The 22,687-nt window shown below is 40.4% G+C and carries 19 protein-coding genes; 17 read left to right on the top strand and 2 right to left on the bottom strand.

Features of this window, described 5'->3' with window-relative positions:
* Nucleotides 1–2: 2 nt before the first annotated feature.
* The 17 genes from LEP1GSC047_RS10170 to glf all read left to right on the top strand — a co-directional run bounded on the left by LEP1GSC047_RS10170 (nucleotide 3) and on the right by glf (nucleotide 20,298).
* A complete protein-coding gene (locus LEP1GSC047_RS10170; RefSeq protein ID WP_010418485.1) occupies nucleotides 3–863 on the top strand; it encodes a polysaccharide deacetylase family protein in 861 nt (286 codons plus the stop codon).
* Nucleotides 860–2,947, top strand: a complete 2,088-nt coding sequence (locus LEP1GSC047_RS10165) for a peptidoglycan bridge formation glycyltransferase FemA/FemB family protein (RefSeq protein ID WP_020988713.1) — start codon at nucleotides 860–862, stop codon at nucleotides 2,945–2,947. The genes LEP1GSC047_RS10170 and LEP1GSC047_RS10165 overlap by 4 nt, the downstream gene beginning before the upstream one ends.
* A gap of 6 nt (nucleotides 2,948–2,953) precedes the next feature.
* Nucleotides 2,954–4,105 carry a glycosyltransferase family 4 protein gene (locus LEP1GSC047_RS10160; RefSeq protein WP_010418487.1) on the top strand — a complete coding sequence of 384 codons (1,152 nt, stop codon included), beginning with the start codon at nucleotides 2,954–2,956 and terminating at the stop codon, nucleotides 4,103–4,105.
* A 1-nt stretch (nucleotide 4,106) separates the two neighbouring features.
* Nucleotides 4,107–4,925, top strand: a complete 819-nt coding sequence (locus LEP1GSC047_RS10155; protein ID WP_020988747.1) for a 2OG-Fe(II) oxygenase — start codon at nucleotides 4,107–4,109, stop codon at nucleotides 4,923–4,925.
* A gap of 10 nt (nucleotides 4,926–4,935) precedes the next feature.
* Nucleotides 4,936–5,832: a dTDP-4-dehydrorhamnose reductase family protein gene (locus LEP1GSC047_RS10150; RefSeq protein ID WP_020988763.1), complete on the top strand. Its 897-nt coding sequence runs from the start codon at nucleotides 4,936–4,938 to the stop codon at nucleotides 5,830–5,832.
* Nucleotides 5,825–6,835, top strand: coding sequence for a polysaccharide biosynthesis protein (locus LEP1GSC047_RS10145; protein ID WP_020988794.1), 1,011 nt, complete (start codon nucleotides 5,825–5,827; stop codon nucleotides 6,833–6,835). The genes LEP1GSC047_RS10150 and LEP1GSC047_RS10145 overlap by 8 nt, the downstream gene beginning before the upstream one ends.
* A complete protein-coding gene (wecB, locus tag LEP1GSC047_RS10140) occupies nucleotides 6,828–7,949 on the top strand; it encodes a non-hydrolyzing UDP-N-acetylglucosamine 2-epimerase (RefSeq protein WP_010418495.1) in 1,122 nt (373 codons plus the stop codon). Before LEP1GSC047_RS10145 ends, wecB begins: the two co-directional genes overlap by 8 nt.
* Before the next feature lie 9 nt (nucleotides 7,950–7,958).
* Nucleotides 7,959–9,158 carry a glycosyltransferase family 4 protein gene (locus LEP1GSC047_RS10135; RefSeq protein ID WP_020988616.1) on the top strand — a complete coding sequence of 400 codons (1,200 nt, stop codon included), beginning with the start codon at nucleotides 7,959–7,961 and terminating at the stop codon, nucleotides 9,156–9,158.
* Between the two features lie 28 nt (nucleotides 9,159–9,186).
* Entirely contained in the window at nucleotides 9,187–10,452 is a 1,266-nt protein-coding gene (locus LEP1GSC047_RS10130) for a sugar transferase (RefSeq protein ID WP_020988625.1), read from the top strand.
* A 62-nt stretch (nucleotides 10,453–10,514) separates the two neighbouring features.
* Nucleotides 10,515–11,843 carry an O-antigen polymerase gene (locus tag LEP1GSC047_RS10125; protein ID WP_010418504.1) on the top strand — a complete coding sequence of 443 codons (1,329 nt, stop codon included), beginning with the start codon at nucleotides 10,515–10,517 and terminating at the stop codon, nucleotides 11,841–11,843.
* 51 nt (nucleotides 11,844–11,894) lie between these two features.
* The gene (locus LEP1GSC047_RS10120) at nucleotides 11,895–13,241 is read left to right on the top strand and encodes a flippase (RefSeq protein WP_020988698.1); all 1,347 of its coding nucleotides are present in this window, start codon (nucleotides 11,895–11,897) and stop codon (nucleotides 13,239–13,241) included.
* 1 nt (nucleotide 13,242) lies between these two features.
* Nucleotides 13,243–14,154 (top strand): hypothetical protein, encoded by a 912-nt coding sequence (locus LEP1GSC047_RS10115; protein ID WP_010418508.1) that lies wholly within the window; start codon nucleotides 13,243–13,245, stop codon nucleotides 14,152–14,154.
* 83 nt (nucleotides 14,155–14,237) lie between these two features.
* Nucleotides 14,238–14,966, top strand: coding sequence for a class I SAM-dependent methyltransferase (locus tag LEP1GSC047_RS10110; RefSeq protein WP_052580683.1), 729 nt, complete (start codon nucleotides 14,238–14,240; stop codon nucleotides 14,964–14,966).
* Nucleotides 14,966–16,093 carry a glycosyltransferase family 4 protein gene (locus LEP1GSC047_RS10105; protein WP_010418513.1) on the top strand — a complete coding sequence of 376 codons (1,128 nt, stop codon included), beginning with the start codon at nucleotides 14,966–14,968 and terminating at the stop codon, nucleotides 16,091–16,093. Before LEP1GSC047_RS10110 ends, LEP1GSC047_RS10105 begins: the two co-directional genes overlap by 1 nt.
* A 90-nt stretch (nucleotides 16,094–16,183) precedes the next feature.
* Complete coding sequence (locus tag LEP1GSC047_RS10100; RefSeq protein ID WP_238325556.1) at nucleotides 16,184–17,248, top strand: alpha-1,2-fucosyltransferase; 1,065 nt, start codon at nucleotides 16,184–16,186, stop codon at nucleotides 17,246–17,248.
* Between the two features lie 136 nt (nucleotides 17,249–17,384).
* Nucleotides 17,385–19,169, top strand: a complete 1,785-nt coding sequence (locus LEP1GSC047_RS10095; protein ID WP_020988650.1) for a glycosyltransferase family 2 protein — start codon at nucleotides 17,385–17,387, stop codon at nucleotides 19,167–19,169.
* Nucleotides 19,153–20,298 carry a UDP-galactopyranose mutase gene (gene glf, locus LEP1GSC047_RS10090; protein ID WP_010418525.1) on the top strand — a complete coding sequence of 382 codons (1,146 nt, stop codon included), beginning with the start codon at nucleotides 19,153–19,155 and terminating at the stop codon, nucleotides 20,296–20,298. The genes LEP1GSC047_RS10095 and glf overlap by 17 nt, the downstream gene beginning before the upstream one ends.
* Nucleotides 20,299–20,309: 11 nt before the next feature.
* On the opposite strand, the gene LEP1GSC047_RS10085 is transcribed toward glf, so the two are convergent.
* Both LEP1GSC047_RS10085 and LEP1GSC047_RS10080 read right to left on the bottom strand, forming a co-directional pair.
* Nucleotides 20,310–21,860: a glycosyltransferase gene (locus LEP1GSC047_RS10085; protein ID WP_010418526.1), complete on the bottom strand. Its 1,551-nt coding sequence runs from the start codon at nucleotides 21,858–21,860 to the stop codon at nucleotides 20,310–20,312.
* Nucleotides 21,861–21,869: 9 nt separating this feature from the next.
* Nucleotides 21,870–22,640 carry a glycosyltransferase family 2 protein gene (locus LEP1GSC047_RS10080; RefSeq protein ID WP_020988770.1) on the bottom strand — a complete coding sequence of 257 codons (771 nt, stop codon included), beginning with the start codon at nucleotides 22,638–22,640 and terminating at the stop codon, nucleotides 21,870–21,872.
* Between the last annotated feature and the right edge of the window lie 47 nt (nucleotides 22,641–22,687).

Below are 22,687 nucleotides of genomic sequence, written 5' to 3'. Positions count from 1 at the left end.
TTATGTCTTTCCTCCATCAAATACTTGCGGCATCTTATCTTCCTTTAAAATCAGCTAATTCGATTGCTAAATTTATCAAGCTCAAGTCGAGATCCGAATTGCGAGTTTTGCTCTATCACGATATCGCATCGGAGGAATTGGAAAAGGCGCGATTCCAAATTAAGGAACTATCTAAAACGTTTCGCTTTATTTCTCCTGAAGTTTTTTCCGAAATGGTTTCGGGAAAAATTTCGATTCAGGGAAAAAACCTATTACTGACTTTTGACGACGGTTTTATATCTAATCGTAATGTTGCGGAGCAAATCCTAAATCCGCTCGGTATCAAAGCTTTGTTCTTCATCGTGTCGGATTTTGTTGATGTTCAGGGCTCGAAATATCGGAAAGAATTTATTGCTAAAAATATATATCCTGATCGAAGTCTCGAACAAATACCCGACTCCTGGGGACCGATGAATTGGGATGATCTAAGGTATTTAATCGAAACCGGACACACAATCGGTTCTCATACAAGAAACCACGCAAGACTTTCCAAAATATCGGACGAGAGATCTTTGTATAATGAGATCGTCACATCTAAGGAAATTTTGCAAGATAAGCTAAATATTACGATCAAACATTTTGCTTATACATTCGGAGATTTAGATAGTTTTAGCGAATCTGCATTAAAGATCGCTAAAACAACGTATCCGTATATCTATACTGGATTGCGTGGAAATAATATTGGCGCTCATCCTTGGGCCATACGCAGAGATGCCGTTTCTCCGGAAGATTCCTTTTCTCTCGTCGGTGCATTATTGGAAGGTGGAGCGGACATTCTTTACAGAAAGAGTCTCCGAATATATGAAAGTTGGGTAAACCAATGAAATTTACTCTCGCTCCTTTGCCGGATTGGAGGGATTTAGCTAAGGCCGTAATTACTGCACGCCGATCCGACGTCGATTTGGGTAGCTCTTGGGCAAGAAGCAATGATCGATCGATCTGGTTTTCAAGATCGGCTTGGTCGTTAGCATCGATCGCACTATGGGCGAAACATATTCGGAAGAAGGATGATATAGTTGTTTGGTTGCCCGATTTTTTCTGTAACTCGTCTCTCCAACAGTTACGTTTAACAGGTGCTAGATTAGTATTTTACCCGATCACTGAAATTCGCGAGCCGGACTACCGAGCGTGCCGAGAGTTAGTAAAAGAATATGATTTAGATATATTCGTTATTGTTCATTATTTCGGAAAACCGCATGATGTCGTTCTAGCTTCCGAATTTTGCACCACGAGGAACGCTTTATTAGTGGAAGACGCTGCGCATGTGCTAAGGCCTATAAAAGGAGTCGGAGAGCGCGGAGATTTTATTTTATATAGCCCTCATAAACATTTGGCGATTCCCGACGGAGGTCTCTTGCTGATTCGTGAGAATGGGCCTTCTAAATTGTCATTTAATCAAGGTGAAGCTCAAATCTTCCCCCAGCTTTGTCTCAAATTTTTCCAAGATAAATCCGATACAAGAAGTCTTTCCTGGAAATGGCTATTTAAGCGTATATTACAAAAGATAGGTCTGAGAAGATACTCGAGGAAAATTCCGAATTTCTTCGAGGATGCCGAGATCGCTTCGATTGCTTCTCCGGTCATGTCGAATCTTTCTAAGAAATTGTTAACTATCGCTATTTCTCGCTTGGGAAATATCTCAAGAAAGAGAATAAGGCTTCAAAAGATCTGGAATACGTTATGCAAAGAGACAATTGTTAAGTCTATCGATACTTGGACTCCATATTTGGCGGAATATAAACTAGAAACTAAAGAAGAGGCAGCCCGAATTTTTGTAGAATGGTTTAAAGGAGGACGCCCTGTATCCTCTTGGCCGGATTTGCCGCCTGAAGTATTACAAAATTACCATATTCATCAAGAAGCTTTGTATTTTAGGAACACTCGATTATATTTGGCGGTTCATCAGTCTCTTCCTGAGAATCGGATTTGTAAAGCATATTCAAATATTAGAATAGAAAAGCGAAGTGATCCGCTCTTCGAACGGATAAACGATAAAACTTGGAATACTCTTCTTGGAGAAGCGGAACATTCGATCTTGCTCCAATCTTGGGCATATGGAGAGGCAAAAGTCAAGTGCGAAGGTTGGAAAGTTACTCGATTTCTGATTAAGATAGGTGAAAAAAAAATTGGTGTTTTACAGATCTTAACTAAGACTTTTTTCAGGTTGTTTAAGATTCATAGAATAAACAGAGGCCCTCTTTTTTTCAAGGAAACAACCTCAAATGAGAGACAGTCGGTCTTATATTTTCTTCGTCATCGATTCGGATCTATCTCGAAAGGGAACGTTCTTTTTCTAAATCCGGAGTTAGATTCAAACGGGGAAAATATTCTTCTTTTAAATCAACTCGGGTTCCAATCCATGGATTCATTTCCCTGGTCGTCCTCGTACATTGACTTATCGCTAGATGTTAATGTATTACGTCAAAAGCTGGATAGTAAATGGAGAAACATGCTAAGTTCGGCCGAGAAGACCGGGCTTACTTTAGAAATAGGTTCAGACGATGAAAAATTCGACTGGATGGTAGATCGTTATTTTGAACTTATGAGTACGAAAAATTTTTCAGGTATCCCTATTTCACTGTTAAAAAAAATGAGAGAGACGTTGCCGGAATGTGAGATGCCCTTGGTGTTGATAGCAAAATATGATTCTAATAGAGTGGCCTGTATTTGCCTTTCCTTATCGAATCGTACTGCAATGTATTTGATCGGATGGAACGGCGAGATTGGTAGAAAATTGAAGGCTAATCAATTTTTACTCTGGAACGCTATGATAGAACTGAAAAATCGTGGATTCAGTTGGTTAGATTTGGGTGGAATTGACGAGGAAAACACCCCAGGAATCGCCGAATTCAAACTTGGTATTAATGGTCAAAGATACGAGTTGGCGGGCGAATTTATTGGATATTAAAATTTTATGATTCTCGGCATCGACGCATCGAATATTAAAAGCGGAGGAGGAGTGACTCATATAAAGGAATTACTAGCCAACGCAAAACCGGAGGAATCATCTTTTCGGAAAGTGTTCATATGGGCTAGCCAGAAAACGCTGGATCAGATTCCGAATATGACCTGGCTCGAAAAAGTTATCGTTCCGAACGTGGATCGAGGGCGATTGAAGAGATGGTATTGGCAAAAATACGAACTATCCGACATCGCGCGCAAAAAGGGATGCTCTATTTTATTCATTCCTGGGAGCTCGTTTTCCGGTGATTTTCGCCCATTCGTTACGATGAGCCAAAATCTTCTTCCTTTTGAATGGAAGGAGCTCATGCGTTACGGATTTTCTTTTCAAGCTTTGCGATTGATGTTACTTTATTTTTTTCAAGGATTAACGTTTCGTAAATCTCAAGGAATTATCTTTCTCACTAATTATGCGAAAGATACGATTCTTACAAAACTTTCGATACAGAATAAAAAGAATATCATAGTGAGTCACGGAATTCACGAGCGCTTCTTCTCCCCACCTAAAGAACAACAATTATTTTTAAAAAACGAAAAGACTCCGATAAAATTGCTCTATGTTTCCTTTATCGGAGAATACAAACATCAATGGAATGTAATTGAAGCGGTCTCTAATTTGAGAAAACAGGGATATTCTCTCAGGCTTGATTTAGTAGGAGGTCTAACCGAGAAAAATGCAAAGAAAAAGCTTTTTGCATCAATTCAAAAATTCGATCCTAGATCTGAGTTTGTTTTTTTACACACTGATGTTCCTTACGATACTATTTCTGAATATTATAAAAATTCGGATCTTTTCGTTTTCGCATCCACTTGCGAAAATTTACCGAATATTTTAATCGAAGCGATGGCAGCCTCCTTGCCGATCGTTTCTTCTGAGTTCGGCCCCATGCCGGAAGTAATGGGCGATGCCGGTTTATATTGCAACCCGCTCGACGTAGACGACATTTCGGAAAAGTTAAAAAAGATGATAGATTCAAAAGAAATACGGGAGAAATTTTCGAAAGATGCCTTTAGAAAAGCGCATGAATATTCCTGGAATAGAAATGCAAAACTTACTTTCGATTTTTTTAAAGCGGAAGTGAATACGTATCAAAACGAAGGTTGATATGAAAGAGAAAGAACTTGTTGAAATTATAAGCTTAAGATTAAAAGAAAAAAAAGATGAGCTTGGGGAGATGTTTAAATCCTCTATTAAGGAAGTTGGAGTCCGCTATTGTTATATCGATGACCTCTTGCCTAGGAAGATAGCTGAGGAAATTCATTCGGTTTTTCCGAAAAGAGAAGAGATGCGATTGATGAATAGTTTCCGTGAAAGGAAATTTACATCCAAGAGTTTTGAGCGATTTTCTCCCCTGTTAAAGGAAATAACTTTTGCTATCCAGCATGACTCTGTCATTCGCGTCGTGGAAGAAATAACAGGTATCAAGCAACAAAAACCGGATCCTACATTATACGCCGGCGGTTTGAGTCTTATGGAGAGGGGAAATTTTCTTAATCCGCATATCGATAATTCGCATGAGATGAGTCGCTCTCTATATAGAACTCTTAATCTACTTTATTATGTGAATCCGGATTGGTCATTGGAAAAAGGGGGAAATCTCGAACTTTGGGATAGGCAAGTGCGAAAGAAAGTCACGATTATAAGCGATTTTAATCGCCTGGTTTTAATGGAAACGAATCCCTGGTCTTGGCATTCCGTTAGCCCGGTTACGGTCGACGAGAATCGAGTCTGTGTTTCGAATTATTTTTTTTCCGAATTATCTCCTATCGGTCGGGATTATTTTAACGTTACTAGTTTTAATGCAAGACCGGAGCAGCCGTTTAGAAGAATTTATGCAAAGGTAGATAATCGGATTCGAAATTTTATCCGTCGGGTAAAGCCGAGCGGTTTCGGGAAAAAAGACGTTTATCGAAATAAATTATAAACGAATGATGATGGATTCTCCCGTAAAGATATTAGTGTTAGGTGTTTCCGGAATGCTCGGGAGTGCCATATTTCGAGTTCTTTCGGAAAATTCAAATTGGGCCGTTTTTGGGACCAACAGAAGTTTCGAGAATCTTAGATTTTTTTCCTCCTTAGAAAAGAAGTGTATTTTATCTAATATTGATGTTTTAAATAGCGATGATCTTATTAAGGTATTCTACCAAATAAAACCCGATATCGTTATTAACTGCATCGGAATTATCAAACAGCATGGACTTGCAAAGGATACTCTTTCAGTTCTGCCGATTAATTCGTTGTTGCCTCATAGACTTTCTAATATATGCAAATTAAACGGAACCAGATTAATTTTAATTAGTACCGATTGTGTTTTTGCGGGACGAAAAGGGATGTATAATGAGTCTGACATTCCTGATGCTGAAGATCTCTACGGTAAATCTAAGGAGATTGGTGAAGTTGTTAGCGAGCGGCATGTTTTGACTTTGAGAACATCGATCATCGGCCACGAATTGAATTCAAATTATTCTCTTGTAAATTGGTTCTTATCGCAGTCAGGTACGGTTAACGGGTTTACTAAGGCTATTTTTTCAGGGTTGCCAGCTTCCGAGATTGCAGAAGTAATTAAGACTAAAATTATTCCGAACCTTCAGTTGCATGGACTATATCATCTTTCTGCAGAGCCGATTTCTAAATTTGAATTGTTAAACTTAATTAAAAAAACGTACAATAAGACTATCGAGATAGTTGCGAACGATGTAGTAGTAGTAGATCGTTCATTGGATTCCAGCAGGTTTAGAAACGTAACTTCGTTCCTGCCTGCAAGTTGGGATATATTAGTTCAGAGAATGAGAGCTTATAACGAAAAATATTTGGATTTAGATCGTGTTTGATGACAAAGTATTGATGATTACCGGTGGAACTGGTTCGTTTGGAAACACAGTTTTAAAAAGATTTTTAAATACAAACGTTCGGGAAATTCGCGTTTTTAGTCGAGATGAAAAAAAACAAGAAGATATGCGAATTTCATTATCTAATGAAAAAGTTAAGTTTTATATCGGTGACGTTCGGGACTATGATAGTATTTTTCAAGCTACTATCGGTGTTGATTATATTTTTCACGCTGCAGCCTTAAAGCAAGTGCCCTCATGCGAATTCTATCCTATGGAAGCGATTAAGACAAATGTGATAGGTACCGAAAACGTTTTGAATGCTGCGATCGCAAATAAAGTAAAAAGAGTCGTCGTACTGAGTACGGATAAGGCGGTTTATCCCATCAACGCGATGGGAATTTCTAAAGCGATGGCGGAAAAGTTATTAATTGCTAAGTCTAGAACGGTTCAAGAGGGCGGTACGATTCTTTGTGCAACCCGTTACGGAAACGTAATGGCCTCCCGCGGCTCGGTGATTCCATTATTCGTGGATCAGCTTAAAAAAAACGAATCTCTTACCGTGACGGATCCCAGTATGACTCGGTTTTTAATGTCTCTCGAGGATTCGGTCGATTTGGTTCTGCATGCATTCGATAACGCAAAGCAAGGAGATATTTTCATCCAGAAGGCTCCAGCGTCTACAGTAGAGGATTTAGCGAAAGCTATTTTAGGAATATTCAAAAAAAATAATTCTATCAAAGTTATAGGAACTCGGCATGGTGAAAAGCTCTATGAGTCCCTTGTGTCTAGGGAAGAGATGGCAAAAGCCGAGGATATGGGACGCTATTATAGAATTCCGGCCGATAATCGGGATCTGAATTATAACAAATATTTTGTGGAGGGTGAACAGAAGGTTTCTCAATTGGACGATTATACTTCTCATAACACGAAACGTCTCGACGTATCCGAAATAAAGGAGCTTTTGTTAAAGTTGGATTTCATTCTGGAGAACCTTAATGCTTAAGGTCATGACGATCGTCGGTACGCGTCCGGAATTAATAAAAATGAGCCGGGTTATTGCTGAATTGGATCGAAATTTTAAGCATATATTGGTTCACTCAGGTCAAAACTACGATTATGAATTGAATCAAGTGTTCTTTGAGGATCTTGAAATTAGAAAGCCGGATTATTTTTTAAATGTCGCGGGGGATTCGGTCGCCGTTACGATTGCGCAAATATTAACTAAATCTGATGAAGTTTTCGAAATAGAAAAACCGGACGCTTTATTGTTGTACGGCGATACGAATACTTGTTTATCCGTAATTTCCGCGAAAAGAAGAAAGATTCCTATCTTCCACATGGAAGCCGGGAACCGATGTTTCGATCAGAGAGTTCCCGAGGAACTCAACCGAAAAGTTGTCGATCATTTGAGTGATATAAATTTAGTTCTAACGGAGCACGCAAGACGTTATTTGCTATCGGAAGGAATCAGCCCGGAAACGGTCATAAAGACCGGTTCCCATATGGACGAAGTTCTCAATTATTATATGCCGAAGATTCAAATTTCCGATGCGGTCGAACGGCTTGAATTGAAGAAGGGGAAGTACTTTATTGTTAGCGCTCATCGTGAGGAGAATGTAGACTCTCGCGAAAATCTGGAAAATTTGCTAGAGTCATTGAATGCCATAAGCGACGAATATGGCTATCCGGTCGTCGTTTCTACGCATCCACGCACGCGAAAAAAATTAGAAAATATTCAAGGGCTTAAGTTGCACCCACTGATTGTCTTTCTGAAACCGTTCGGCTTTCTCGATTATATTAAACTTCAAATTTCCTCCTACTGTATCCTTTCCGATAGTGGTACGATAACCGAGGAGGCTTCTTTATTGAATCTTCCTGCAGTTACTATAAGAAACGCTCACGAGCGGCCGGAAGGAATGGATGTGGGAACTTTGGTCATGAGCGGACTGCGAAAGGAAAGCATTCTATCATCTATAAAAATTGTAACTAGCCAACATGCGATGCAAAATAATACTATTGTAGAAGATTATAAAGGAGGTTTAGTTTCCCAGAAAATAGCTAAGCTAGTGCAAAGTTATACACACTACGTTAATCGCACTGTTTGGAGAAAAAATTAAAGATAGAACATGAAAATATGTATGATAGTAGACGACTATCTTCCGGAAAGTATTAAGGTCGCCGCCAAGATGATGCATGAACTCGCAATAGAGTTCGATTCTAGAAATCACGAAGTTACCGTTATTACACCTGGTATAGGAATTGGAGAGCGATATTCTCTAACGAAATTAGGCAACATAACGGTACTGAAATTCTACTCAGGGCAAATAAAAAACGTATCGAAATTTAAACGATTGATAAACGAAATTCTGCTACCGTGGCGGGCTTGGGTTTTCCTAAAAGAATATTTTATGCGGAACAAGCACGACTATATTGTTTATTATTCGCCCTCCATTTTTTGGTCATGTTTAATCGGTAGATTAAAAAAACTGTGGGGCGCTCCTTCCTATCTTATCTTGCGCGATTTATTTCCGCAATGGGTAATAGACAATGGCATAATCGGAAAAAATTCCATGATTGCGCATTTTTTTCGGTATTTCGAAAAAATAAACTACAGCATGGCGGATCAGATCGGGATTCAGTCCCCCGCGAATTTAAAATGGTTTCTTAGTAATCAATCCAGGTTTCCCAATATTCAGGTTCTATATAATTGGGGGAGTGATTTGCAGTTTAAGGGCAAAAGCGACATTTATAGAAAATCGTTAAATTTGGAAAATAAGGTAGTCTATTTTTATGGTGGAAATCTTGGTAAAGCTCAAGGAATGACAAATATAGTAAGTTTGGCAAAGAGGATGCAGGTTCATTCCAAAGCATATTTTGTGTTAGTCGGTGCAGGAGACGAGGTTGCGTTTATTAAAGAATCGATTGAAGCGGAAAATATCCGAAATATTTCTCTTCTCGATCCTGTATCTCAGGACGAATATCGGAAAATGTTATCTGAATTCGATGTCGGACTATTTACTTTAAGTTCTTTACATCAGACTCATAATTTTCCCGGAAAGATTCTCGGCTATATGGTCGAAGGAAAGCCTATATTGGGTTCCGTAAATTCGGGGAACGACCTTCAGGGCATTATTCAAGATGCTCAGGCTGGCTTGGTGTCGATTTCTGGTGACGATGATTTATTCTATGAAAATGCAGTTACTTGTCTTGACGACGAAAAACGTAAAGAATTCGGTAAAAATTCAAAAAATCTACTGGAACGAAGATTTTCGACTCGTTCCGCTGCGGATACGATCCTAAGTTCATATCCAAAGAAGAATATTTGAATATAAATATTTAATAATATATTAAAATATGTATACTAGGCGTCATTCCAGGCTTCACGAGCAGATCTTGTTGAGCACCATCTTTCAGTTGATAACAGGTATAATATTAATCATCTTCGGTACGGTAATTCCGCGTTGGGGATTGGATTTTTGGAACCGAATCGACTCGAATAGTTTGAATACTTTATTCGGAGTATTAATTTCTTTCTGTCTTGTCGCTAGTTCGTTAAGAAAATTGGTTCGATATCCTGGAGCACAATCGGCGGCATACGTTCTTCCGACGACGACGATCGTATTTAGCTTGATGATCGCTATTTATTTGTTAAATCGCATCGAATATAGTGTTCAGGGAATAATTTCCGGTGCTGCGGTAACTCTGCTTTGGTGTTACGTGGGTTATTTTTTAGGGCATAGATATAGGACGCAACGGCTCGCTATTATCCCGTTTGGCGAAGCTTCGGAACTCGAAGCCGTTCATGGCACGGAATTCTTTTTTTTGCAGGTTCCCGATTTAGGAAAGGAGAGATTCGACGGAGTAGTGGCGGATCTTCGATCGGAAAACTTAACGCCTGAATGGGAAAAATTTATAGCTAGATGTACGCTGTCTAGAATTCCCGTGTATCATACTAAACAGATTATAGAATCCTTAAGCGGAAGAGTTAAGATCAATCATTTATCCGAAAATGAGTTGGGAACCTTACTACCCTCCATCGTATATGAAAGGTTAAAGAGGCTGATCGATTTTATAGCGGCCTTACTTTTGCTGCCTATTTTTCTTCCGATTATGTTAATCACAGCTATCTTAATCCGATGGGAAACAAAAGGATCTCCGATTTTTAGTCAGAAAAGAATGGGATTTCGGGGAAAGCCCTTTACTGTTTTTAAGTTTAGGACCATGCATATGGAGATTAAGGGAAAGGGTTTTACCGAAGGCACAAACGATCCCAGAATCACTAAGGTCGGACGAATCCTGAGACGCTATAGAATTGATGAGATCCCACAATTATTTAACGTGTTGATCGGTGATATGAGTTTTATAGGACCCAGACCGGAATCTATGGAATTATCCGAATGGTATGAAAGGGATGTTCCCTTTTTTGCTTACCGACATGTCGTTAGACCTGGAATTTCCGGCTGGGCACAAGTGGAACAAGGTTATGCTGCGGAAGTGGACGGGATGAAAGTGAAACTCGAATACGATTTCTTTTATATTAAAAGATTTTCGCTTTGGCTGGATATTTTAATTTTTTTTAAAACTTTAAAAACGATTTTTTCCGGTTTCGGTTCTAGATAATCTGCAATCTCTTTCGCGTTAAAGATATTCATGAATGTTAAAAAGGAAAGATGAGTAAATATATGTCGGAAATAATTCTAATCGCGGGTGTATTAAATATATCGATCTCTCTGATCCTTTTAAGGAAGGCCGGAGTAGTATTGGCATTCATCCTTGCTTGGTGGTTTTTTTGGATGTTTATCTCATCTTTATCGCTTACAGGCCTTTTTCGCCCGACCAGTGAAACATACTTATTGTATATTTTGATGCTCTCTTCCGTTACTCTGGGCGTGGGACTACATATTTTTTCCTTGAGAGTCTCGGGCAATCAATCGATCCTTGTGATCTCCAGTATTGACGAAGAATCGGCGGCATCGAAGGAACGATTCATTCTGCGAATCATGTATTTTATACTGTTCCCGATCGTGCTATTTTTCTCCTTTAAAGCGGTATATTTATTATGTACTTCAGTCGCGCCGGTCGATTATCGCGCGGACGTATTCGGTTTACGGACCGGCCAATCCGTTTTATTCGGCAGTACTAAGATTAACTTTCTATATGGGTTATTGATTAGTCCGATGTTGTTGGCATCCCTGTTTATCGGAGTAGCATTCTATTTAACTAAAGGGAACGGAAAAATCTTTACATTGGCCTGTATTTTGGTCGGTTTAGATGCTTTTATGATGTTTGGTCGATTCGGATTCCATTATATAGTTATGATCGGGATAATCGTCATTTCGATTAAGCTTACCCATGATTGGAAAAACACGTTATCGGGATTTTCCTGGCGAACAATAATCGTCCTATTATTGATTCTCCTACCGGTTTTTTTGGTCGGCTATCTACGAGAAAACAAGGCGAGTCTCGCCTATGAACGACTTTTAAAATTGTTTGTAATCGATTATCATACGATGTCGTTTTCTATGTTCGACGTGGAACTGCAAAATCCCTTATCGATCGTTCATCAAACTACTTATGGCAGATCCTCTTTCGCAGGTCTGGAGCGACCGATCGCCTTTATATCGAAATTTTTTGGAATTCGAATCGAACCTCAAGCGGACGTTATCGGTAGTTACTTGCACGAATACAAAACGATCGGTCAGGGAGCAAATGGAAACGCAATCAAATATAATGCATTCGGTTCCTTAATGTTTAGTCTGTATAGAGATGGAGGTCCTTTTTTCATCGGTTTGATGGGAATTCTGTTTGGATTTTTCGTTTCGAAAACTTCGATTTCAATAGAAAGGAAAAACACGTATGGAGTTTCAATTTTGATGTCTCTATTTTTTATCGGTATTTACGGAATTTTTCAGCCCGTCCTTAATGGTCCGATTCTTTTAGCGATACTATTCATTTTTTTAATATTCAAGGTCAACTTAAAACACTTCGGCTTTGTGAAAGGAAACGTTTGATTTCGGATTTAATCTCGATCGGTTTAACTTTTTATTATATGACTTATCAGAATGTTGAAGCCATATAGGGAATTTCTAAAGTCTCATCCGGCGTTTGGTCGGATTTTGACGAATTCCGGTTGGCTTTTCTTCGACAGAATTGTCCGGATGGGGGGGGCTTTAGTTATCGGGATTTGGATGGCCAGATATCTTGGACCCGAAAGTTACGGCTCATTGAATTTTGTACTGGCTATCATTGCTCTTGTCGGATCAATCGCTAATCTGGGGATGGATTCGATTATCGTAAGGGACTTACTCGCCGATCAAAAAAATCGGGAAGAAATTATCGGAACCTCCTTCGGCCTGCAACTGATTGCGGGTATATTCGGCTATGCTATATCTATTTTTGTAATTTATTATCTCCGACCAAACTCCCCTCAAATCGAATTGATGACCTGGATTTTAGGTTTTTCGCTGGTCGTAAGATGTTGGTCGGTGATTAAGTATTGGTTCGAAGCACAAGTTTATTCAAAACATATAGTGCTCGTAGAAAACATAATTTTTCTCGCTTCGGGAGCTGCAAAAATTACTGCGATTCTCTATGATTTGGGAATCTTTTATTTAGTCGTAATTCTTTTTATAGAAAATATCGCTACGACTGTCGGTTATTTCTTACTTTATAAATTGAATCATGGAAGGCTCTCTGTCTGGAGCGGAAAGTGGTATAGGGCTAAGTCAATTTTAAGGGATTGCTGGCAGTTACTTTTATCGAATATTGCCATCCTGATTTATATGCGGATGGATCAAATAATGATCGGCCAAATGTTGGATGATAGGGCGGTTGGAATCTACACATCGGCCGTTCGGATCAGTGAAGTCTGGTATTTCATTCCGTTGATAATTGTATCTTCAGTCTATCCGTCAATTATCAAGGCTAAGGAACAAAATACGGACTCGTACTACGAGCAGCTGAGAACTCTACATATCGTTTTATTATTTTTATCGCTGGCGATAGCGATATTACTTTCGTTTCTTGCGGATCCACTTATCAAATTTCTGTACGGGCTTTCTTACTCGGAAGCAGGTGCAATATTATCGATTCATATATGGACTAGCGTCTTCGTATTTCTCGGCATCGCAAGCGGTCGTTGGTTTATTCTAGAAAACCTGCAAAGATTTCAGTTATATCAAAGTTTAGCGGGCTGTTCAGCTAATTTAGTTTTGAATTATTTGCTAATACCTAAATACGGTATTTTAGGCGCTGCGGTATCAACGTTAATATCGCAAGCTTTAGCTAGTACCTTTTTTAATGTTTTAAATGAACGGTCTCGCTTTGCCTTCATAATGCAGATAGAGGCATTCCTATTCTGGAGAAGTTCATTGATAAAAAATTTTTTTTCCTTAAGTCGGCCTCAATAGAATGTCGAAAGTACCTATTTTACTTCTTATTTTTAATCGACCCGATTCTGCGCGGAAGGTGGTCGAAGCGATAGGCGAGTACAAACCCGAGAGAATATACATAGCTGCCGATGGACCCCGTGAGGATAGGAGCGAGGAAAAAGTCTGCCATGAAACTCGCGAGATTGTCGAGAGCAATATAACTTGGAAATGCGAAGTTGCACGATTGTATAGAGAGGGCAATTTAGGATGCAAACGAGCTGTTACTGGCGCGATAGATTGGTTTTTTGAAAATGAGGTGGAAGGAATCATTCTAGAAGATGATTGCATTCCTACTTTGGATTTTTTTCGGTTTTGCGAAGAAGGCATAGAGAAATATCGTAATGAAGAGAAAGTCATGCATATTGCCGGTACGAACTTCGTTCCCGTAAGCTCAGATTGTAACATGGATGCATATTTTTCCCGATATCCGCACGTATGGGGTTGGGCTACCTGGCGTAATTCTTGGTCCTGCTATTTGCGGGACGACACCGTTTGGAAAAAGGAAGGTCTCTCTCCTTGGAATGGAAGTCCTCGAAAAGTGCGAGAATTTTGGAACCATATTTTTGAAAAAACTTATTCCAATAAAATCGATACCTGGGATTTTCAATGGGTATACACTATTAATTATCGCAAAGGTATGGCATTAAATTCATCGGTAAATCTGATCAAAAATATCGGGTTCGGCGAAGATGCCACTCATACTCGTTCCACGGACGATGATCGGAGCGATATGAAGGTCGGTAATTTATCTGAGTCCTTAACGTTTCCGGCAAGCATCGAGCTGGATAGGACCGCCATAAATTGGCTGGAAAAAAAGCACTATTCTATTGAGGCGTTGCCGAATCGGATTTTTCGCTTTGCTATACGATTTCTGAAGAATCTACAGCGATAGTACTGTAAGGAATAGTTATTTATAAAATTATGAATTGTAGATTATGCTTAAAAAAAACGACTTTCGCTTTCAGGGAAGTTGTTATGCGAAAGCATCTAGTTTCCTATTTTTTGTGCCCGGATTGCGGAGCACTTCAAACGGAAGCACCGTATTGGTTAGATGAGGCATACAATTCGGCCATTATCGATGCAGATACTGGCTTGGTGGCTAGAAACATTTTCTTTTCTGAGATGCTCTCTTGCGTTTTATTCCATATCTTCGGAGCGAAGGGAAAATTTTTGGATCTCGCCGGCGGGTACGGTATGATGACTCGATTAATGCGCGATCGAGGATTTGATTACTATTGGTCCGACCCTTACTGTGAGAATATTTTAGCTAAGGGTTTCGGCATAGAGGACTCCGGTTGCGAAAAATTCGATGCAGTTTCGGCTTTCGAAGTACTGGAGCACACGGTTCATCCCAAGGATTTTGTACGCGAATCTCTTTCGAGGGCAGATACCTTCGTTTTTACGACAGAAATTTTCCGGGAGCCCGTTCCTGATCCGAGAGATTGGTTTTATTACGCGTTCGAAGGAGGGCAGCATATAATATTCTTCCAAAATCGGACCCTATCGAAGATAGCCGATGATTTGAGTCTGCATTATTTTTCGAACGGAGTTTTACACATTTTTTCTAAGAAATCGATTGCGAAATCGGTGGTACTGTTATCTCGAACTCGACTAAGAGGATTGTATCTTTTTTGGATATCAAAGCGAATGAGGTCGAGAATAATGAAAGATCATCATGATCTAGTTTCGAGAGTTTCTTGTTGATGAAAGTCCTTTTCGATCATCAGATTTTTTCCCTTCAAAAACACGGTGGGATTTCTAGATATTTCAGTAATTTGATACGGGGATTTCGACAAGAGTCTTCTTTCGGGATAGAGGCCGAATTAAGCCTCGAATTCAGCTCCAATGAATACGTCCGCGAAACATGGAACCCGAAATTTTATAATCAATTTTTTCCGCACGACTTCGGAATCCCTGGCAAGCGACGTTTGCTTCGTTATGCGAATCTCCCTTTCTCGCTAGCAAAACTTATATCTAACGAATTTGACGTATTTCATCCCACTTACTATTTTCCTTACTTTTTACCTTTCTTAAGGGATAAACCCTTCGTTCTAACCGTTTATGATTTAATTCACGAAAAATATCCGGATGATTTTAAGGACGACCGAACCACCGATTATAAACCGATATTAATCGAAAAGGCCGATAGGATCATCAGTATTTCCGAATGTACTAAAAGAGATCTCCTAAAGACGTATAAAATCTCCGAGGATAAAGTCGAAACGATACTATTGTCGATCGATCAGAACGTAAAATTCTTAAAATCGGAACCGGTCTTCTTGCCGGAGGGGAAATTTATTTTATTCGTAGGCGGGCGAGGGACATATAAAAATTTTCAATTCCTTTTGGAGTATCTTCCGCTTTTCTTTAAGGAGAACCCGAGTAGCTTTCTAGTTTGCGCGGGAGGTGGACGGTTTAATCGAATTGAGATGGAGAAAATTCAGGAAGCGGATCTGGAGGATAGAGTCATTCAACTGGATGTGGATGAGGCCCGGCTTCGATATTTGTATCGAAACGCGCATCTTTTTATTTTTCCTTCGTTATACGAAGGCTTCGGATTACCGGTTCTTGAATCGATGGCCAACGGTTGCGTGCCTCTCTTGGCAAACCGCAGCAGCCTTCCCGAAGTAGGAGGAGATGCCGCTTTTTACTTCGACCCTGAATCAGGCGCTTCCTTTCTCGAATCTCTGGAAGATGCGTGGAGAGACGGTCCAACGCGAAGCAGAATTTTACGATTGGGTAGTTCTAGAATTCTGGATTTTTCTTGGGAGAAAACGATTGCCGAAACTGCAAGCGTTTATCGAAAAGTTGCGTTTAGTAAAGTACGTTGAAGCCGACGGGGTTCCCGATCAAGTGCATTATTTGGAAGAAATGATTTGCGATTAGCTAGAATTATAAACCGTGGAAAAATTCTTTTATTCTTGCGAGTTCTGTTTCATGCACCCGCAATTCTTCTTTTATACATTCGATTGCTTTTACTGAGCCTTCGGTTAAAAAAGCGCGTAATAATTTATACGGGAATTTACGGGCAACTTGGCAATCGATTAATCCTTTTTTTACATTTTATCCAATTCTGCAAAAAATACGATTGCGTTTTTATCTGTCCCTCTTTCCAAGAATATGCGCATTTCTTTAAGAAATTTAAAGGGGATTTTATACCGAGTTACCCTGCCAATTTAGAAAATCGGTCTCTTCTAGGATCGAAAAACTGGAAGCGGTATTCGTTTTACCTGAAAGTAATTTCCGCACTGCAATTGAAGATTCGTTTGTTTCCGCTTACGACCGCCGAGAACTTGCATTTTTTTGAATATTCCGACGCATCCGATTCGGAATCCGATGTAAAGAATTTTCACGGCAAGACGTTTTATCTCGATTCGGAGCTTTTCTTACATAGGGCGCGTAAATCTAAGATTTTACTGATGACAGGTTGGCGTTATCGTGTAGGCGAGTTTGATACTAGTCCTATGATGAGGGAAGAAATACTAAGGTTTCTCGCCCTTAAGGACGAAGTGGTTGATACGGCTGTTGATAGAATCAAGGTTCTTCGAGGTCAATTCGACAGAATTATCGCCGTACATCATAGGAGAAAGGATTACAAAGAATGGTTGAATGGAAAATTCTTTTTTGAAATAGACGATATTAAACGGAAAATGATCGAAGTAAGCGAGGCTTTGAAGGAAGCCGGATTTCGTAAAATTCTATTTATTATTTTTTCCGATGAAAAAGGGCAAGGGTATTCGATTCCTTCCGCAGATACTCAAATGTCAAACGGGGACATGGCTGAGGATTTATATTTCATGTCGCAGTGCGACTTGATTATCGGACCGCCTAGTACTTTTTCAGGGTGGGCTTCCTATGCCGGACGCGTGCCGATTTTCCATATATTTTCATTAAGGGAGAAAGTCCGCTTGGAATCGTTCAGGATACTCGAGACCTGGAACGGGGTCGAAGTCCCTTTGATTTCCGGCGAGACGTTTATTCTTTAATCCTAATATTTCACGCATGCTTTGCGAAGCCGGGTATCGGATTTCCAATTTGATGCGGTACGATTTAACCGTTAAGATGGATATTGATGGAGGAATTCTATGATGCCTATAAATAATATGATCGGATCCCTTTCTAATGCATGAGGTTCAGAGGCTCGTCACTCCTATATTAAAAGGATCCGAATCTCTTTTTTTCGAGCCTTCTTCCGGCATAACCGGCATTTCTTCCGTCTCGAAAAATGATACTTCGACAATAATTCTTTCGGCAAAGGAGTCGCTTTCCTTCGCTTCTTATTTTAACGCGATTTTTCCACGGCATTTGGTTCGAATGTACGGCAGCGGGAAATACTATTTCGAATGTTTATTGGAGGGGGAGGGTAATCTTGGAATCGAATTCCGTTTTAGAAACGGCAAGAGGTTTAGTTTCTTTTCAAAAGATATAAACGATTCGGACGGACAGGTTTTAGTAAAAGTCGAATTAGAGATAAATTCCGAGTCTCCCGAGATTATCTATCCGATATTGAAAGCCGGAAGCCGCCTAAAATTTTCCGATGGAAAATTAAAAAAAGCTTCGCCGGCACTTAGATCCGGGAAATTAGCGATTTGCATTTGTACGTACAAGCGCGAAGAATTTCTATTCAATAATCTAAATACCTGGCTGGCGGATCCTGCCGTTGTTAAAAGAATTGCAGTTTTTATTTCGGATAATGCCGGAACTATTCTAGCTTCTCAAATGCCGAAAGGTTTGGAGAGTCATCTTTTTCATAATCCGAATTACGGCGGCTCTGGCGGTTTTGCTCGAGCGTTTCTTGAAGCGAAGGATATTGGAAATTACGATTACTTCGCATTTTGCGACGATGATGCGGTGATCCATCCGGAATCTTTTTTTAGATTGATTTCAATACTTGATTCCTCGGAAAAACCGGAGAAATTGCTGCTATCAGGGGCAATGCTCGATTTAAAAAGGCCGAAGGAAGTTGTAGAGGCGGGCGCGAAATTCCACATTAATGATTCCCGGATCACTTCCTATTATGCGGGGACCGATTTGAGCCTATCGAAAAATTTGGAATCTTACGCGATAGAAGATATCGGGAATGCAAAGAATTACTCGGGCTTTTTTTTCACCGGATTCGGGACGAGAAGCGGCCAAGCGACCGAATTATATCCTCCTTTCTTTATTAGAGGCGACGACATAGCGTTCGGGCTGACTCGTTCCGAATCCGGATTGGAGGTCCTCTCTTATCCCGGAATAGCCGTTTGGCACGAGCCGTTTTATGCGAAAGTCAATCCGTGGGTGGAATATTATAATTATAGAAATTACGGAATTATACATTTTGCCTTCAATAAAGGCCGACCTTGGGCATTAATCAAAGTTTATGCGGTTCGTTTTTTTGCTTATCTATTCACATTCCAGTATGAGACGCTAAAGGCGGCTATAGACGGGGTCCGAGATATTTTAACGGGGCCGACCTTGTTGAACGGGTTGGACTTGGAAGCAAAACACCTTGAGGTGATGAGAAAATATGCTCACGAGGCGATCAGGACGGGAGGCCCGCTACTGAAACGAAACGGGTCAATGCAAATTATATTTAATGTAGTATTGCTGCCGTTTTCTTTAATTAGCTTCAATTTAATTTCTTTCCCTTTTTTTTCCGCTCGCATGAATCGCTCGCGGGGTGTAGCCGGCGCCGTATTCAACTCTTCCGGAAGTTCCTTGCTTTTCGATTTTGACGAAAGACGCCCGGAAGTTTACGTAAGAACCAGAAGTATCGGGAAAACTTTTAACCTTGCGCTATCCGCCCTGCGTATAATATTTGAAATTATTATTCATCATCGCCGTTTATCTTTACTTTGGAGTAAAGAATTTAGCGGATTAAGTTCCGAATCTTTTTGGAGACAAAAACTTGCACCATTCAGGTGACGAAAACTCTCGTAAGATACTTATCGTAGGTGCAGGTTTTTCCGGCGCCGTTGTCGCTCACGAACTATCCGAAAGTCTAGCTCCTGGACCGCTGATAACCGTGCTGGACCAACGTTCTCATATTGCAGGGAATTGTAATACTCATCGCGATCCATCGACAGGCGTAATGCTTCATGAATACGGCCCTCATATTTTCCATACGGATGATTTGGATACCTGGGAATATGTGAACTCCTTCGTTCGATTTAGGCCCTTCATCAATAGGGTTAAAGGCGTTCATCAAGGTGCAGTCTATTCGTTGCCGATAAATCTCCATACGATCAATCAACTTTTCGGAACTCAGTTTGGGCCCGAGGACGCGAAGAAATTCCTCAAGTCTCAAGCCGCAACGAATATCGACGAGCCTGCGAATTTCGAGGAACAGGCTTTGAAATTTCTAGGAGAGAAAATATACAAGGCCTTCTTTTACGGCTATACTCGAAAACAATGGGGCTGCGATCCTAGGGAGCTCCCCGCGTCGATTCTGAAACGGTTACCCGTTCGATTTAATTACGATGACAATTATTACGCGGATCCCTACCAAGGAATTCCTGAAGAAGGTTATACCGAAATCGTTCGCAAGATGTTGAACCATCCGAATATACGCGTGGAGTTGGAAAGAAAGTTCTTACCGGACCGGGATTTGATCGGTTATGATCATGTCTTTTATACCGGGCCGATCGACGAGTTTTTCTCCTTTCGTCACGGTCGATTGGGTTATAGAACGGTGACTTTCGAGCGCCATGAAGGTGAAGGCGATTTCCAAGGCAACGCAGTATTAAACTATTGCGATGTTGACGTGCCTTGGACTCGAATTCACGAGCATAAACATTTCGCTCCTTGGGAAATTCATGATCGAACCGTTTGGTTCAAAGAATTCAGCAAGGAAACTTCGCCTAACGATATTCCATATTATCCTAAGAGATTAAACGAAGATATGGAAAAATTCGCTAAATACGAAGCGGAAGCTGCTCAGCAGACTAAGGTCACTTTTTTAGGTCGATTAGCCACTTATCGATATATGGATATGCATCACGTGATTAAAGAGGCGAGGGCGGTCGCGAAAGAATTTATCGATAAAGCGAAATAACCACAATTCGCTTAACGGTTTAACTCGATCGTGGAATTCTTCTCATCATTCAAATTCAGATATTCGGACCAAAAAGGGAATTCGTAATAACGGTCCGCATCCTTTCTGATTTTGGCGGAAATTTCCGGAAAATTTTTCCAGATTCGAAACGTTAAAAACAGACATTTAAAAACCAGCGTGATCAAGGAATTCCGAGTAGGTTGCAGTGCAAGCACGGATTTCTGGAGCAACTCCGCATTTTCCGATTTTGGTAGTTCGCAGGTCTGAAAGTCGAATAAGGCTTTTCCGGTATACTCTAATGCAAGACGGTTCAAGGAGAATGCGTTCTTTAGCAATCGATAAAGAGAGAATTTTAAGAAATCGCTTCGATCGTAGTTTTTGAATCTAAGGATGTTTAAGAAAAGATAATTTCTAATTTGATAATAGTAGTTCCATTTTCGCGCCTTCTTGGGAAAGGCTTCATGCCAAGCTGCGATACCGTTTAACGCAAGGACTTTCGATCCGTTGCGAATCGAATATTCTACGTCGTCTCCCTTTAGAAAGAACGGGAGAGGCAGCCCTAATTTTTTAACCGATTTTACCGGAAGGCAACAAAACCACCAACCTGCGTATAATCCTTCCGTTTCGTCTTCGATCTCGTTCCGAATCAGATTTTCGGCCGTTCGAAGATCCATATCGTTTCCGTTGATTCGGGTCGACACTCCGTTCCACGCCGCGTTTCTTTCATATTGTAGATACGGTATCTCTATATCGACCAGCCCGCCTCCAACAAAATGTTCGGCATAATCCTCTTTGAGCATCGACACGAACGAATAAACAATTTCCAAAGACGTGATGGAGAATTTTATATCGTCGTCTAAGAGGAGAATATGGCTGAACGAAGAATCCGAAAGAGCTTCGATGATCCCTCTCGTAAATCCTCCGGCGCCGCCCAAATTCGGATTAGGAATCACGCGTATAAAATCCGGAACATTTTGATCGACTATAGTCCCTCCGTTATCGACTACGTACGTTTGAACGCTGCCTTTTAAGATGGAGGACTTGCGATGGAATATTCCGGTCGTCAGATTTTTTAGGTTGGCTTTGATGAATTCTTCTCGTTTGAAAGTACAGAATACGATCGCGAGTCGTATTTTATTTCTAGCAAAGTCGGAATAATAGCCTGCTCCGTATATTTCACAAGCCGTTTCCCTTGAGACGATTTCGGGAAACAATATATCGCAATCTAGATCGCTTAAATTAATCTTTCCGATAAAATTGCCCTGACATTCCTGCTCTAAAAGAACTTCGTACTTTACTCCTGCCTTCGTTAATTTCGCTCCGACAATTCGGGCGGAAAATTCCCCTTTTCCTTCGAATCGTATTTCTAGATCGGAGACGGTCGTGTATTTCTTCCACTTTCGCACCGAAAATGAATTAAAATAAGTGCAGAAACTCGCCTTGACTTCCGGGCCCAGAGATATTCGGTTATTAACGATTGATATAGGACCGTTGCTTTTTAGGTAGAGCTCGGATTCCTCCGTTTTGTTTTCGGGACCGAATCGGATTTCGTACAATTGCATGAGTAAAAATTAGATTCGATTAAAGTAATATTTTTTCATAGCCACTAAGCCCCATGCGCCCGTATAAAACGCGGCGGAAATCCAGCCTAGCTTTTCCCGGTTTTTAAGCATTCGGAAGTGGGGTAGAATTACGTTTTTCTTATTGGATGTCAGGGCTCCCTTTCTTACTCGGTAGCTGGCGAGTATTTTAGGGTTTCCGATACTGTACGGAATTTTTTTAAGAATGTCCAGCCAAAGTGCATAATCGTCTCGAAGACTTTTCAAACTCACGTCGAAATACATTTTTCCGAGCGTTTCAGTGTCGTAGATCGCCGTTAAAAGACCTACGCGATTATATAAAAGATTTTGCCGATAAGTGATCGGCCCGCCGGCGGCCATATAGGGTTTCAAAATTTCCCGATCCGATTCGTCCACGATCCGATAAGATGAAAAAGAAAAGGCCACTTTTTCATCCTGCATCAATTTGATTTGCTCGCTTAGGAATTCGGGGTCCCAAAGATCATCGGCATCCAAGAAAGCTATATAACGACCTTTAGCCGCCAGAATTCCTTGATTACGACTGTCCGCAGACCCTGAATTCCTTTCTTTGAAAATGGATTTGATTCTGGAATCCTTCTTCGAATAGGTTTGCATAATCTCGCGACTGGAATCTTTGGACTGGTCATCGACCAAAAGCAATTCCCAAGATCCGTATTTCTGATTTAAAACACTCTCTATACTGGCCGCTATGAATTTTTCCGCGTTATAAACGGGCATGATGATGGATACGAGTTGCGTCATTCGGATAGCTACTGAATTGAAGTCATTTTTTTCCGTAGAGTTAGTCG

Source organism: Leptospira inadai serovar Lyme str. 10 (assembly GCF_000243675.2).
GTDB lineage: Bacteria > Spirochaetota > Leptospiria > Leptospirales > Leptospiraceae > Leptospira_B > Leptospira_B inadai.
The sequence above is the reverse complement of the archived record's forward strand: the minus strand, read 5'-3'. Positions and strand labels throughout refer to the sequence as shown.